The sequence below is a fragment of the Streptomyces sp. NPDC004126 genome (genome assembly GCF_050275515.1).
Lineage (GTDB): Bacteria > Actinomycetota > Actinomycetes > Streptomycetales > Streptomycetaceae > Streptomyces.
Genome location: NZ_JBNNPF010000016.1, coordinates 16,662 through 30,405, shown reverse-complemented (window position 1 = coordinate 30,405; position 13,744 = coordinate 16,662). Strand labels below are relative to the sequence as shown.

The 13,744-nt window shown below is 73.3% G+C and carries 13 protein-coding genes, 1 tRNA gene and 1 riboswitch; of the genes, 9 read left to right on the top strand and 5 right to left on the bottom strand.

Going from position 1 to position 13,744, the window contains the following annotated elements; translation table 11 throughout:
* Window position 1: 1 nt before the first annotated feature.
* Together ACQKM2_RS17200 and ACQKM2_RS17195 are read right to left on the bottom strand one after the other, a co-directional pair.
* Window positions 2-1,231: a serpin family protein gene (locus ACQKM2_RS17200; protein WP_427710539.1), complete on the bottom strand. Its 1,230-nt coding sequence runs from the start codon at window positions 1,229-1,231 to the stop codon at window positions 2-4.
* A 66-nt stretch (window positions 1,232-1,297) separates the two neighbouring features.
* Window positions 1,298-2,638 carry a glycoside hydrolase family 18 protein gene (locus tag ACQKM2_RS17195; protein WP_427710717.1) on the bottom strand — a complete coding sequence of 447 codons (1,341 nt, stop codon included), beginning with the start codon at window positions 2,636-2,638 and terminating at the stop codon, window positions 1,298-1,300.
* A gap of 247 nt (window positions 2,639-2,885) precedes the next feature.
* Here ACQKM2_RS17195 and ACQKM2_RS17190 point away from each other — a divergent pair, with 247 nt between their 5' ends.
* Entirely contained in the window at window positions 2,886-3,968 is a 1,083-nt protein-coding gene (locus ACQKM2_RS17190; protein WP_427710537.1) for a dihydrodipicolinate reductase, read from the top strand.
* The gene (locus ACQKM2_RS17185; RefSeq protein ID WP_125813502.1) at window positions 3,965-4,444 is read left to right on the top strand and encodes a carboxymuconolactone decarboxylase family protein; all 480 of its coding nucleotides are present in this window, start codon (window positions 3,965-3,967) and stop codon (window positions 4,442-4,444) included. Before ACQKM2_RS17190 ends, ACQKM2_RS17185 begins: the two co-directional genes overlap by 4 nt.
* Window positions 4,445-4,519: 75 nt before the next feature.
* Here ACQKM2_RS17185 and ACQKM2_RS17180 read toward each other — a convergent pair whose 3' ends face one another.
* Both ACQKM2_RS17180 and ACQKM2_RS17175 read right to left on the bottom strand, forming a co-directional pair.
* On the bottom strand, window positions 4,520-6,169 hold the full coding sequence (locus ACQKM2_RS17180; RefSeq protein WP_427710535.1) for a GMC oxidoreductase: 1,650 nt from the start codon (window positions 6,167-6,169) through the stop codon (window positions 4,520-4,522).
* A 136-nt stretch (window positions 6,170-6,305) separates the two neighbouring features.
* A complete protein-coding gene (locus ACQKM2_RS17175) occupies window positions 6,306-6,764 on the bottom strand; it encodes a DUF4232 domain-containing protein (RefSeq protein WP_427710533.1) in 459 nt (152 codons plus the stop codon).
* Window positions 6,765-6,894: 130 nt separating this feature from the next.
* Between ACQKM2_RS17175 and ACQKM2_RS17170 the strand changes: the two genes are divergently transcribed.
* The 6 genes from ACQKM2_RS17170 (at window position 6,895) to ACQKM2_RS17145 (ending at window position 11,659) form a co-directional block, all read left to right on the top strand.
* Window positions 6,895-6,971 (top strand) — tRNA-Trp (locus ACQKM2_RS17170).
* A 108-nt stretch (window positions 6,972-7,079) separates the two neighbouring features.
* Window positions 7,080-7,844: a hypothetical protein gene (locus tag ACQKM2_RS17165; RefSeq protein WP_427710531.1), complete on the top strand. Its 765-nt coding sequence runs from the start codon at window positions 7,080-7,082 to the stop codon at window positions 7,842-7,844.
* A gap of 39 nt (window positions 7,845-7,883) precedes the next feature.
* A complete protein-coding gene (locus ACQKM2_RS17160; protein WP_427710530.1) occupies window positions 7,884-8,660 on the top strand; it encodes a tRNA(His) guanylyltransferase Thg1 family protein in 777 nt (258 codons plus the stop codon).
* 31 nt (window positions 8,661-8,691) lie between these two features.
* Window positions 8,692-8,833: riboswitch (cobalamin riboswitch) on the top strand.
* Window positions 8,834-8,868: 35 nt separating this feature from the next.
* On the top strand, window positions 8,869-9,858 hold the full coding sequence (locus ACQKM2_RS17155; protein ID WP_427710528.1) for an ABC transporter substrate-binding protein: 990 nt from the start codon (window positions 8,869-8,871) through the stop codon (window positions 9,856-9,858).
* A complete protein-coding gene (locus ACQKM2_RS17150) occupies window positions 9,855-10,874 on the top strand; it encodes a FecCD family ABC transporter permease (RefSeq protein ID WP_427710526.1) in 1,020 nt (339 codons plus the stop codon). Before ACQKM2_RS17155 ends, ACQKM2_RS17150 begins: the two co-directional genes overlap by 4 nt.
* On the top strand, window positions 10,871-11,659 hold the full coding sequence (locus ACQKM2_RS17145; protein ID WP_427710524.1) for an ABC transporter ATP-binding protein: 789 nt from the start codon (window positions 10,871-10,873) through the stop codon (window positions 11,657-11,659). The genes ACQKM2_RS17150 and ACQKM2_RS17145 overlap by 4 nt, the downstream gene beginning before the upstream one ends.
* Here the strand turns inward: ACQKM2_RS17145 and ACQKM2_RS17140 are convergent.
* Window positions 11,635-12,684 (bottom strand): AraC family transcriptional regulator ligand-binding domain-containing protein, encoded by a 1,050-nt coding sequence (locus ACQKM2_RS17140; protein ID WP_427710522.1) that lies wholly within the window; start codon window positions 12,682-12,684, stop codon window positions 11,635-11,637. The genes ACQKM2_RS17145 and ACQKM2_RS17140 overlap by 25 nt on opposite strands.
* Window positions 12,685-13,057: 373 nt before the next feature.
* Between ACQKM2_RS17140 and ACQKM2_RS17135 the strand changes: the two genes are divergently transcribed.
* Entirely contained in the window at window positions 13,058-13,729 is a 672-nt protein-coding gene (locus ACQKM2_RS17135) for a DUF4097 family beta strand repeat-containing protein (RefSeq protein WP_427710520.1), read from the top strand.
* Window positions 13,730-13,744 lie beyond the last annotated feature (15 nt).

The following is a 13,744-nucleotide window of genomic DNA, read 5'->3' as shown; positions in this document are numbered from 1 at the left end:
CCTACTGTTCCCAGAACTCCGCCTCCTCGGCCTCCCGGTCCGGCTGCTCGTACGGGAGGGGGTCCGTGACCCACCCGGCCGCCAGGACCAGGCGGGAGGTGCGGTGCACGGCCAGGAAGCCGAAGGGGCGGTCGAAGCGGGCCTGCGCGTGGCGGGTGCGGTAGCGCAGGCGGGGCAGGCCGGCCCCCACCGCGCCGAACGCGGTCACCGCGGCCGCCTCGAAGCCCGTCGCGTGGAAGCGGGCGACCGCCGACTGCCGCGCCGAGCCGACGGCCAGGGGAGTGGAGCTGATCCCGGGGAAGCTGCCGGAGCCGCGGTCCGCGGCGGCTTCCAGGCCGAACAGCCGTGCGTGGGCCAGGAGGTCGTGGTCCGCACGGACCTCGAAGGCGGGTGTCGAGATGCCGAGCCGCGGCTCGGGCGACTCGGAGCGCACCGTCCTGAGGGTCAGGCCCGGGCCCGGGTTCCCGTCGGGGAGCAGACTCGCGCCCGTCGACGGGCGGGCCCTGGTGGCGGCCTCGATCCCGGTCGTCAGGACCTCGCCCGGCGGGGTGTCCGGCCCGCCCAGGACGAGGTGGACGTCCACCCCGGTGTCCCCGACCACTTCGAGCAGGGTGACCGCACCGGCGGGGCCGTGGGCCACCTTGACCCGGTCCAGCAGGGACGTGGTGCGGTACAGCATGACCAGGTCCCGGCCGGCCCAGTGGCCCTCGTGCACCGTCTGGGGCCACTCCTCGAACGGCTGGATCCACTTCAGCCGCAGCGCCAGCGCGGAGGCCAGGACCAGCCTCACCGCGTCCGGGCCCTGCGGAAGCGCGACCGGCATGCGTTCGACGAGCCCGTCCGTGCGCTCGGAGGCCCACGCGTCCAGCGTCTTGCCGTCGGCGTCCGGGTCGCCGGTGAGCGTGCCCCGGGTGCCCTCCGGGAGCGCGGTCAGCCAGGCCGGCTCCAGCGGGAGGTCCGCCCCGGCCCACAGGCCCGTCGCCGCCCGCAGGCCCCGTACGCCGGCCAGCGCGGCCAGCAACTCCCGCGCGGCCCCCGCCGCGTCCCCGGCGGATATGCCGAGGGCCTCCTCCAGCTCCGCGCGGGCCGGGCCGCCCGCCCCGTCCGCGAGCAGGGCCAGCAGGGGCCAGACCCCGGCCGCGGTGAAGACCGTGCCCCCGTCCCCGCCGGAGGCTTCGGCGGCCCAGCGCGCCGTGAGCCGGTTGACCGCCCGTACCGTCTGGTTCCTCATGCCGGGAGGGTACGTGGTGGGGCGCCGCCGGGACGGACGGATTCTCCTCGGCCCGGCGGCGCCGGTTCAGCGGCCGCGCAGGCCCTGGTCGACGGCGGTGGTCAGCTCGCCGTCGGCGGTGTCGGCGTCCAGGGACCAGAACATGGCGCCGCCCAGGCCCTGTTCGCGGACGTACCGGGCCTTGGTGCGCAGCACCTGCGGGTCGTCGTACGTCCACAGGGTGGTGCCGTCGAACAGCCAGGCGTGGCCGCCGCGCCGGTCGCGGTGCACCTGGAAGCTGCCGGAGGCGGCCAGTTCCTTCAGCTCCTTGTAGTCCGCGTACCCGGCGGCCCATTTCGCCGGCGCGGGTCCCGAGGCCGGCTTCCCCATGCCGTCGCCGCCGCCGGTGACCCCGGTCCAGCCCTGCCCGTAGAACGGCATGCCGACCACCAGCTTCCGCGCGGGCGCCCCGCGCCGCAGCCAGGAGTCCACCGTGCCGTCGACGCTGAAGTCGCCCCGGGCGTACAGCGCGGACTGCTGGGCGGTGGTCTTCTCCCCGGACACGTGGAAGTCGTAGCCCTGGAGGGTGACGAAGTCCAGGTCGCGCATGATGCGGCGGACGTCGAAGCCCGCGTCGATCTTGGCGGGGGCGGCCGGGACGAAGGCCGTCAGCTCGTACGGGCGCTTCCGCTCGCGCCCGTACGCGTCGAGCTGGGTGCGGAACTCGTGAATCAGCTCGGCGAAGTTGCGCTTGTCCTCGGGCCGGAACTTCGTGTCGGTGTCGCCCTCCGAGCCCGGCCACTCCCAGTCCAGGTCGATGCCGTCGAAGACCCCGGCGGCGGCGCCGGCCCCGCCCCGGGCGCCGTCCTGCGGCAGGTTCCCCTTGAGGTAGAGGTCGATGCAGGAGCGGACCAGGGCCTTGCGGGAGGCGGGGGTGAGGGCGGCGTCCGAGAAGTGGGTGGACCAGCTCCAGCCGCCCAGCGAGATCAGCACCTTGAGGCCGGGGTGCTTGGCCTTGAGCTCCTTCAGCTGGTTGAAGTTGCCGGCCAGGGGCTGGTCGGCGGTGTCGGCGACGCCGTCCACGGAGTTCGCCGCGTCCAGCGGGCGGGCGTAGTCGGCCCAGGCGTCGGCCTCGCCCGCCACGTTGCCGGTGAAGCACTTGCCGTCGGCGCCGATGTTGCCGAAGGCGTAGTTGACGTGCGTGAGTTTGCCGGCGGTGCCGTTCGCCTCCAGGTCCTGGACCTGGAAGTCGCGCCCGTAGACGCCCCACTGGGTGAAGTAGCCGACCTTCCGGTACGAGCGGTCGTGCCCGCCCGCCGCGTCCCGGTCCACGGTCCCGCTCCCGGCGGCCGCGGCGGGCGCGAAGGCGGTCAGCAGGGAGAGGGAGCAGGCGGCGACGGCCAGCCGGCCGAGAGTGCTGCGGCGCATGGGGCGCGTGGGACGCATGGGCTTCCTTTGCGGATGCGGGGGAGTGGTGCTCCTGAGCCGTGCGGGGACGGGCGCGGCCCTGCACCGGCGGCGCCCGTCCCACCCGGGAACGTATTGGTCTGGACCATCTGGGTCAAGGGGGCGTTCACCCGCGTGCACGCCGCGGCCCGGGACCGGCCACCGCCCCGTCCGAAAAACCTCCTTCACGACGCTGGGCACCTCCACGCCCCCTCGCTACCCTCCGCGCATGATTCCCACGGTGGTCTGGGGCACCGGCAACGTCGGCCGCGCGGCGATCCGCGCCGTCGACGCCCACCCGGCGCTCGAACTCACGGCAGTCATCGTCCACGACCCCGCGAAGGCCGGCCGCGACGCCGGCGAACTCGCCGGGCTCGGCCACCGGCTGGGGGTGGCGGCCACCTGCGACATCGGGGCGGTGCTCGCCGCCCGCCCGGCCGCCGTCGTCTACGCGGCCTCCGGCGACATCCGCCCCGACGACGCCCTCGCCGACATCACCCGCGCCATCACCGCGGGCGCGGTCGTCGTCAGCCCCGCCCTCTACCCCCTCTACGACCACCGCAGCGCCCCGCCGGAGTTCCGGGACCCGGTCCTGGCCGCGATCGCCGAGGGCGGCGGCTCCCTCTTCGCCTCCGGCGTCGACCCCGGCTGGGGCAACGACGTGCTCCCGCTGCTGATCAGCGGACTCGGCACCACCGTGGACGCCATCCGCTGCCAGGAGATCTTCGACTACTCCACGTACGACCAGCCGGACTCCGTGCGCCACCTCGTCGGCATGGGCCACCCCATGGACTACGAGCCGATGATGCTGATGCCCTCGATCCCCACCATGGTGTGGGGCGGCCAGGTCCGGATGATGGCCCGCGCCCTCGGCGTCGAACTCGACGAGATACGCGAGACCTCGCAGCGCCGCGCCCTCGACACCACGGTGACCACCCCCTCCATGGGCGTCTTCGAGGCCGGCACCCAGGGCGCCATCCGCTTCGAGGTGCAGGGCGTCGTCGGCGGCGAACCCCGCATCGTCATCGAGCACGTCACCCGCATCCACCCCTCCTGCGCCCCCGACTGGCCCGTACCGCCCGACGGCGGAGCCGGAGCCCACCGGGTGGTCATCGAGGGCCGCCCGCGCATCGAGGTCACCGTCGAGGCCACCGACGAGGGCGAGAACCGCTCGGCCGGCGGCAACGCCACCGCAGTCGGCCGCCTGGTGGGCGCCATCGACTGGCTGGTGGCCGCGGAACCCGGCCTCTACGACGCCCTGGACGTCCCGCTGCGGCCCGCAGTCGGCAGACTCGGAAGGAAACAGCCATGAGGATCGACATCCCCGAGGGACAGCACCCGATCGAGTACGTGTGGGGGGACATGGTCCCCGGCATCGGCATGGCCGCCGCCAACTTCTCCCTGTCCGTGTACGCCCACACCACCCTGGGCCTGCGCGAGTTCGAGGCGGCGCGGCTGCGCATCGCGCAGATCAACGGCTGCGTCTTCTGCCTGGACTGGCGCACCGACCGGGACGGCGAGAAGGTCGAGGAGGAGTTCGCGGACGCCGTCACCGAATGGCGCACCACGAAGGCGTTCGACGACCGCACCCGGCTCGCCGCCGAGTACGCCGAGCGCTACGCCCTGGACCACCACAACCTCGACGAGGACTTCTGGGCGCGGATGACCGCGCACTACAGCCAGTTGGAGATCGTGGAGCTGAGCATGAGCATCGGCTCCTGGCTGGCCTTCGGCCGGCTCAACCACGTACTGGGCCTCGACAGCGTCTGCGTGCTGCCGGGCAGCTGAGCCGTGGCGCCCCGGCCGGGGTACGGCCCGGGGCCGCCCGGAGTGTCCGGACGGCCCCGGGAACCGGTGCGCTGCTCACAGATCCGTGGCGATGATCTTCTCGATGTTCCGCTCGGCGAGGGCCGTGATGGTCACGAACGGGTTCACGCTGGTGTTGCCGGGGATCAGCGCTCCGTCGATGACGTACAGGCCCGGGTGCCCGTGCAGCCGGCCGTAGTTGTCCGTGGCCTTGTCCAGCACCGCACCGCCCAGCGGGTGGTAGGTGAGGTGGTCGCCCCAGACCTTGTTGGTGCCGAAGAGGTCGGTGCGGTAGATCGTCCCCTCCTTGGCGTTGATCTTGTCGAAGATGGTCTTCGCCATGTCGATGGACGGCTGCTTCCACGCCGTCTGCCAGTCCAGCTCGACCTTCCCCGCCGCCGCGTTCCACGAGAACCGCGCCCGGTTCGGGTTCTTGGTGATGGAGAGGTAGAAGGACGCGTACGTCTCGATCCCCGTCGGCAGCGGGGCCACCTCGGCGAAGGCGCCGCCCGCGTCCCAGTTGTCGATGCCGCCGCAGGGGATGGAGGCCTGCACCTTTCCGGTCGGGTCCCACATGTGGTTGGCGCGGCCGCACATGACGTTGCCGTTGTCGCCCCAGCCCCTGCCCACCTCGTCGTTCAGGTTCGGCAGCGCGCCGGTCGCCTTCAGCCGGACCAGCAGCTTGCTCGTCCCGACGCTGCCGGCCGCGAAGAACACCCGGTCGGCGGTGACGGTCTTGGTGGCGAGGACGTCCCCGTTGGTGCCGAGCTGCTCCATGGCGACCGTGTAGCCGCCACCGTCCGAGGGGGAGACGGTGGTGACCCGGTGCAGGGGCGAGATGGTGACCTTCCCGGTCGCCCGGGCGGCGGCCAGGTAGGTCTGCTGGAGGGACTTCTTGCCCGCGTTGTTGCCGTAGAGGATCTCCCCGTCCACCGCGGACTTGGGGACGGTGCCCGCCACCTCCTGCTTCATGTAGTCCCAGTCGTAGACGTCCGGGACGAAGACGAACGGGAACCCGGAGCGCTGGGCGTGCTTGCGGCCCACGCGGGCGAACTGGTAGCAGGCCACGGTCTCGAACCAGTCGGGGTCGATCAGGCCCACCCCGAGCCCGGCGTTGGCCCGCGGGTAGTAGGTGCCGTACATCTCCTCGGCGTCCACCGAGGGCAGGATGGCCGCGAAGTTCTGCCGCTTGGGGGTCACGGCCATGCCGCCGTTGACGAGCGATCCGCCGCCGACGCCCCGGCCCTGGTAGACGATGATGCCGCCCATCTCCTCGGCATCGAGGATCCCCGTGTAGCGGGGGACGTCCTTGTCGATGGGGAAACCGAGGAAGTTGCTCAGCGGCGCCTTGGTCCTGGTGCGCAGCCAGTACGAGCGGTAGTCGGGCTTGGTGGTGTTGGCGAAGATCTTGCCGTCGCTGCCGGGGGTGTCCCAGGCCATGCCCATCTCGACCATGTGCACCGGCACCCCGGCCTGGGCGAGCCGGAGCGCGGCGACGGAGCCGCCGTAGCCGGTGCCGATCACGAGGACCGGGACGCGGGCCCCGGATTCGATCGGCCCGGTGGCGGCGGTGATGGCCGGTTCGGCATGGGCCGGGGTGACGTTGACCGTCAGCGCCATCGCCCCGAGAATAGAACCAGTTCCAGCGATGAATCCGCGACGGGAAACACCCCCGGATACCTTGCTGTGCAGGCTTTTGTCACTCATGTGACGTTCCTCACTCTCGACGGAGTGGGAACAAGTTCTACTGGCGAACGCCTGCTAAGTCACTACACGCGTCGCAGCAACTTCCGGCTGATTCCGTCCCCTTGACTCCACGCCCCGGGACGGCTCGGGACGTGGCTCAGGGCAGGCTCCAGTGCCCGACGTCGTCGCCCAGCCCCGCGTCCAGCGCGAACTGCACGGCCGCCAGAGCGGCGGCCTCCGGCACCCGGAAGGTCACGAAGCCCGAGGCCGAGTCCCCGGGGGCGAGGGTCACGGTGTCCGGCAGGCTCGGCCCCGCACCGGTCGCGGCGGCCGTCCCCGTGAACCGCTGCCCCGCGGTGTCGAGCAGGTGCGCGGCCGGCGCGGGGGAGTCCTCGTACGGCACCGACCCGGTGTTCTCCAGCCGCAGCTCCACCGCCACCAGCCGCTCGGAGCCGGCCCGGCCCGCGGGGTCGACGACCCGGGTCAGGGTCACGTCGAGCCGCTCCCCGGGCCGGTCCCCGTCGAGGGACACGGTCTCCCCGGACCCGTCGGGCCCGGCCCCGACGAGCAGCAGCAGGAGCAGGGGCCCCAGTAGACGCCCCGGACGGTGACGCACCACGCCTCCCGGCCTCGCCGATCCGCCCCCTCCCCGCCCACGATCCTCCGCCCACCCGGCTCCCGCCACCGGCGACGCGGAAAATGGATTGGATCTTCCGGCCGCTTCATGGCAGGGTGTGACCCACCGAAGGGGTATAGCTCAGCTGGTCAGAGCGCTGGTCTCCAAAACCAGATGTCGTAGGTTCGAATCCTGCTACCCCTGCCATGCCTGACCAGGCATTTCACGTAGAACGGGCTCCGGGAGGACTCTCCCGGAGCCCGTTTTTCTGCTGGGGCCGGGTGCCGTCGACGACAGCAGGGAGCGTCCTTTCCGATGACCTTGAGGCCCGCACGTCCTGAGCCGGACTTCAAGCCCGCTCTCGTCAAAGCGGTGTTCCGGGACGTGACGCCGATGCACGTGTCCCGGGCGGCCGCCCGGGCCGCCGCGTCGGTGACGCGGACCGTGGTGACGGAGATCATCGACGGCGCGATGAGAGCGGCGGCGGAGGAGGGCCGGAGGAAGCTGATCCCCCGGGACCTCGTCTCGGCGATCGGCCGGAACGTCGAGGTCGAGGTGGCGGGCGAGTGGTACCGGCACAGCCCGACGTTTCACGGCCTGACCGGCGAGACGTACGACGCCGAGGGTGTCCTCGTGCCCTCTCCCAAGCGCAGCAGGTCGCGCAGACCGAGCGCTGTCGTCGGTGCCCACAGGTTCGAGGCCGGGGTCAGGAAGCTGCTGCGGAGCCGAGGGGCGGCGGCAGTCCCGGCGATGGTCCGCGACCTGGACGGAATGGCGAGCGTGTTCATGGCGGACCTCGCCCGGGACGCGGCCATGGTCGTCCGTGAGGGCGGGATCAAGCGGTTCGGCACGGTCACCCTGGTGATGCCGGGCGAGCAGGCAGCGCTCCCGCCGCTGCCGGAATCCCTCCGCGCCCTGTCCGTCCGCACCGGCGACGCGCGGACCATCGGCGGGGACGACGTCCTCGCCGCCACCACGATCCAGTTGTTCGGCGCCATCAGGGAGCGAGCCCTCAGCGAGGCTACAGCGACAGTGCCAGTGACGGGGAGCGCTTCGCCGGCTGAGCGGGTGCGGCGGTAATTCCGAGTGGCCCTCCAACGTGCCCCGGTACCCTGTGGCATGAGCGACACGACCGCACTCGGCGACCGCATGAAACGGTACGAGGCCGCGCACCGGGCTGTGCTGCCCCGCCGCACCTACACGATCCTGCGCCTCGACGGACGCGCCTTCCACACCTACCTGCGGGACGCGGACAAGCCGTTCGACCTGGGCTTCGTCAAGGACATGGCCGCCGTCACCGAGGCGCTCTGTGCCGAGGTCAGCGGCACGGCCTTCGCCTACCACCAGTCCGACGAGATCAGCCTGCTGCTCACCGACTTCGCCAGTCAGGGCTCCGAGCCCTGGTTCGGCGGTGTCGTCGCCAAGCAGCTGTCGGTGTCGGCGTCGCTGGCCACCGCGGTCCTGGGCGAGCGCCGGCCCGGCCGGCGGGCCCTCTTCGACGCGCGGGTCTTCACCCTGTCCGACCCCGTCGAGGTCGCCAACTACTTCGTCTGGCGGCAGCGCGACGCGGTCCGCAACTCGATCTCCATGGCCGCCCAGGCGCACTTCTCCCACAAGCGGCTGCACCGCATGTCCACCGGTGCCATGCAGGAACTGCTGTGGTCGGAGGCGCAGGTGAACTGGAACGACTACCCGGCCGCCTGCAAGCGCGGCCAGGTGGCCGTGCGGGCGAGCGGGGAGCGGGCCGTCGAGTACACCGACAAGCGGTCCGGCGAAACCGTGCGGACGACGGCGCTCCGGTCCTGGTGGGAGGTCGGGGGCGCCGACCACTTCACGGCCGAGCCGGGCGGATGGCTCGCGCGGTGGATCCCGGCGATGCCGGCCCTGACGGGCTGAACGGCCCACCCGTGGGCGCAAAGACCGCATCTGGCAGACTTGGCCGGGTTGTCCCGGCGGTGCAGGACAGGAAACCGGTGTGAATCCGGTGCGGTCCCGCCACTGTGACCGGCCGCCGCGTGCACGCGCGCGGGGGCCGGGAGTCAGACACTGACGCACCGCCTCTTCACTTCGACCGGGGACGAGGATCCCCCGGAGAGGCCTCACCATGTCGCGTGTCCGCGCCGCCGTGCGCTCCTTCCTGCGCTTCGCGCTTGTCGTGCCGCTCGCCGCCTGCGGCGGGCCCGCCGGGGCCGAGCGGTCCGCCGCCGGGGCGCAGGCCGCGCCCGGATTCCCGTACACCGTCACCAACTGCGGTGTCAGCAGCACCTACCAGGCGCCGCCCGAGCGGGCCGTCACCATGAACCAGCACGCCACCGAGATCATGCTGGCCCTCGGGCTGCAGGACCGGATGGCCGGGACCGCCTACCTCGACGACTCCGTGCTGCCCGCCTACCGGCCCGCCTACGACAAGATCAAGGTGCTGGCGAAGGAGTACCCCTCGAAGGAGGTCCTCCTCGGCGCCAACCCCGACTTCGTGTACGGCGGTTACGCCAGCGCCTTCGACAAGGGGCAGGGCAGGGACCGCCAGACGCTGGCCAAGGCCGGCATCGGGTCACGGCTGAGCGTGGAGTACTGCACCCAGGGCCCGGTCGGGCTCGAACAGCTGAAGACCGAGATCACCGAGGTCGCCCGGACCTTCGGCGTGCCCGAGCGCGGCGAGGAGCTCGTCCGGGAGGAGCAGCGGCGCGTCGACGCCGTCACCGCACGGGTGAAGGACCGGGCCCGTCCGTCCGTCTTCGTCTACGACTCCGGAGAGGCCTCCGCCTTCACCTCGGGAGGCAACGGCATCGGCAACGAGATCGTCTCCCTCGCCGGGGGCGCGAACGTGTTCGGCGACCTCAAGGACACCTTCGGCGACGTGCCGTGGGAGAAGGTCATCGAGCGGGCTCCCGAGGTCGTGCTGATCTACGACTACGGCGGCACCACCGTGGAGGCCAAGAAGCAGCGGCTGTTGAACGACCCCGCGCTGGCGGAGGTTCCCGCCGTCAAGAACCGGCGGTTCGCCGTGCTGCCCCTCTCCTCCGCCGTGCTCGGCGTGCGCGTCGCCGACGCCGTCGAGTCCCTCGGCCGCCAGCTGCACCCCGACACCCCGTGAGGCGGGGGCTCTCGCTGGTGGTGCTCGCCGCCGCGCTCGCCGTCTCGATGGTGGCGGGGCTGGCGCTGGGGCCCGTACGGATCCCGCCCGGCCAGGTCCTCGACACCGTCCTCGGCGGCCCGGGCACGCCCGGGGCCTTCGCCTCCATCGTGTGGGACGTGCGGATGCCGCGCGTCCTGCTCGGAGCCGTCGTCGGGGCCGGACTGGCCGTGACCGGGGCCGTGCTCCAGGCCCTCGTGCGCAACCCGCTCGCCGACCCCTTCCTGCTCGGGGCCTCCTCCGGGGCATCGACCGGAGCGGTGCTGGTCATCGTGTCCGGTTCGAGCGCCGCCGCGGCCGCGGGCGGAGTCGGGCTGCCGGCCGCCGCGTTCGCCGGTTCCACGGCCGCCCTCGTCGCCGTCTACGCCCTGGCCCGCCGCGGCGGCACCATGACCACCGGCCGGCTGATCCTGGCCGGGGTCGCCGTCCAGTACATCCTCTCCGCGCTGACCAGCCTGGTCCTCGTCCTGTCCGCGAAACCCGACCAGCTGCGCACCGCCCTGTTCTGGACCCTCGGCGGCCTCGGCGGAGCCCGCTGGGACGAACTCGCCCTGCCGGCCGCCGCGCTGCTCGCCGGTACCGCCCTGCTCACCGCCCTGGCCCGGCCGCTGGACCTGCTGCTCGCGGGGGAGGAGGGCGCGCGCACCCTCGGCCTGGACACCGGCCGCTTCCGGGCGGCCGTGTTCGTGCTCGCCTCCCTCGTCATCGGGGTGCTCGTCGCCTACAGCGGGGCGATCGGCTTCGTCGGCCTGATGGTCCCGCACGCCGCCCGGATGGCCGTCGGGGCCGGCCACCGGGCGCTGCTGCCCGTGGCCGCGCTCGCCGGGGCCGTCTTCCTCGTCCTGGCCGACCTGGTCGCCCGTACGGCCGCGGCCCCCGAGGAAGTCCCGGTCGGGGTGGTCACCGCGCTGGTGGGCGGGCCGTTCTTCCTGTGGATGCTGCGCCGCACCAGCCGCACCGAGGGGGTGGCGGGATGACCCGCGGACCGGCGGAACTCACCGTCGAGGCCCTGCGTTACCAGGTGGAGGGGCACACCCTGCTGCACGGCGTCGACCTCACCGCCCGCCCCGGCGAGACGGTCGGCGTGGTCGGGCCCAACGGCAGCGGCAAGACCACCCTGCTGCGCTGCCTCTACGGCACCCTGCGGCCCACCGCCGGCCGGGTGCTCCTGGACGGGGCCGACGCCGGCGCGCTCGGCGCCAAGGAGCGCGCCCGGCGGGTGGCGGTGGTCCCGCAGGACGCCACCGGCACCTTCGGGCTGACCGTCCGCGAGGTCGTCGCCATGGGCCGCAGCCCGCACAAGCGCTTCTGGGAGCAGGACGGCCCCGAGGACCGGCGGCAGGTGGCCGGGGCGCTGGAGCGGGTCGGCGCGGCCGGCTACGCGGAGCGGCGCTTCGAGGAGCTCTCCGGCGGCGAGCGCCAGCGTGCCCTGATCGCCCGCGCCCTCGTCCAGGAGCCGGGCCTGCTGGCCCTGGACGAGCCGACGAACCACCTCGACATCCGCTACCAGCTGGAGGTGCTCGGCCTGGTCCGCGGCCTGCCCGCGACCGCCCTCCTCGTCCTCCACGACCTCAACCTCGCGGCCTCCTTCTGCGACCGGCTGTACGTCCTGTCGGCGGGCCGGGTCGTCGCCGCGGGCACACCGGGCGAGGTACTGCGCGAGGAACTCCTCGCGGAGGTCTACGGGGTCCGCACCCGCATCGGGGTCCACCCGACCACGGGCGCCCCCAGCATCGTCTACCTGCCGGAACCCGCCGGGTGACGTCCGGAGCGCAGGGCCGCCGGCGTCTGCCCGTACCAGCGGCGCACGGCGCGGCGCAGGGCACGGGCGTCGGCGTAGCCGGTGCGGGTGGCGATCGCGTCGATGCTCAGGTCGGTGTCGTGGAGGAGCCCGGTGATGTGGGTCCGGCGGAGGTCCTCGACCTCGGAGCTCCAGGTCGTGCCGTGCTCCTCCAGCCGCCGCTGCAGGGTCCGGGTGCTGATGCTCATGCGCAGCGCCACCCCGGGCAGCGTCGGCGGGGCGCTCCCGGCCGCGGACTCCAGGGCGGTGCGGAAGAGGTCCAGCCAGCTGTTGAGCGGCACCGATGAGGCGAGTGCCTGCTCGGCGTGCCGGCGCAGCACCACCGACAGGCCCGGCTGGGCGTGTGGCACGGGGGCCCTCAGGTCGGCGGCGAGGAAGGTGATCGAGCTGACGGGCGCCTCGAAGTCGACGGCGCGCGTGCCGTACAGCTCGACGAGGGGAGCGTGGTCGGCCGGGGCCTCGGTGGCCAGGGCGACGCGCACGGGGACCAGGGGGCGCCGGGCGGCGTGGGCCAGCCGCCGCTGGATCAGGCCGAGCGCGCAGGCGCGCACGGCGGACGCGGCCTCGTAGGTCAGATCGGCCCCGTTGAGGTGGCTGACGCGGACGTGCCCGCCGTCCTCGGTGACCCGGAGGCTGTCCGAGCCGATGTCCAGCACGGAGGCCAGGTACGCGGCGGCGTCCCGGATCCCCTCCAGCGGAGTGGGCGCGCAGGTGATCAGGTAGTCCCAGACGCCGAGGGAGCCGACCTCCGACTCCTGCGCCATCAGCAGCGCCACCTCGGGCCAGGGCGCGTGAACGGTCATCAGTTCCGCGATGCGGATGCTCGTCAGCGTCGGCGGCCGGCACAGGTCGTCGTGCAGGTGCTCGGGCGCCACACCGAGCAGGTGCGCGTACCCGCTGCCGGGTATGCCGAGCCTGCGCGCGGCGTTGACGTTGAGACGGGCGAGGGCCGAGGACGTCGTCCCCTGATGTGCGTGTGAGACCACGGGCGCCGAGCATAGACGAGATCCCGGCACAAGATCACTACGCCGGCCCGGCGTGAGATGACCCGAAGACGGCGCGGAAAGTCCCCCGGTGGCGCGGGCGGTCCCCCGCCTGGCGCGCACGGCCCTCACCGGGCGGTCCGCGCGCGGATAGCGTGATGTCCGTTCTGGCGCGCCGCGCGCCGCCGCCCGAGTGCTCCGCCCCCGCGCCCGCCCCGCACGGGGCCCGGGCCGGGAGCGGCCCGTGGCGGGAGCGGCCCGGGAACAAGCCCGGTCCGCCGTCGGCGGCAGGCGACGCCCGGGGGAGACTCCGGCCGGCGGGAGCGTTCCCGCGACCCGGTCCGGAAGACAGCGAACAGCGAATGGGGAGAGCACGATGCAGAAGTTCGACACGCCGGTTCCGGTCTCGGCCGTCCTGGACGTTCCCGCGGCCCGGATCCGCCTCGCCGCCGCCGACCGGACCGACACCACGGTCGAGGTCCTGCCCGCCGACGCCAGCAGCAGCCGCGACATCAAGGCCGCGCAGGAGGCCGAAGTCGCCTACGGGGAAGGCGTCCTGCGCATCACGGCCCCCGCCGCCCGCAACCAGCTCCTCGGCTCCTCCGGACGCCTCGACGTGACCGTCCACCTGCCCGCCGGCTCCCGCGTCGAGGCGAAGGCCGCCGACGCGGAGCTGCGGAGCACCGGCCGCCTCGGCGAGGTCGTCTTCGACGCCGCGCGTGCCGCGGTGGAGCTCGACGAGACCGGGAGCGCCCGCCTGACCCTCCAGTCCGGCGACGTCTCGGTCGCCCGACTCGGCGGCCCGGCGGAGATCCGCACCCAGAAGGGCGACCTCCGGGTCGGCGAGGCCGTCGGCGGCACGGTCGTACTGAGCACCGAACACGGGAACATCACGGTCGCCGCCGCTCCGGGGGTCTCCGCCTCCCTCGACGCCGGCACCGGCTACGGACGCATCGACAACACGCTGAACAACACCGCCGGCGCCGACGCCGCGCTGAACATCCGTGCCACCACCGCCCACGGCGACATCACCGCCCGCGGCCTCTGACGCCGGCCGGCGCCC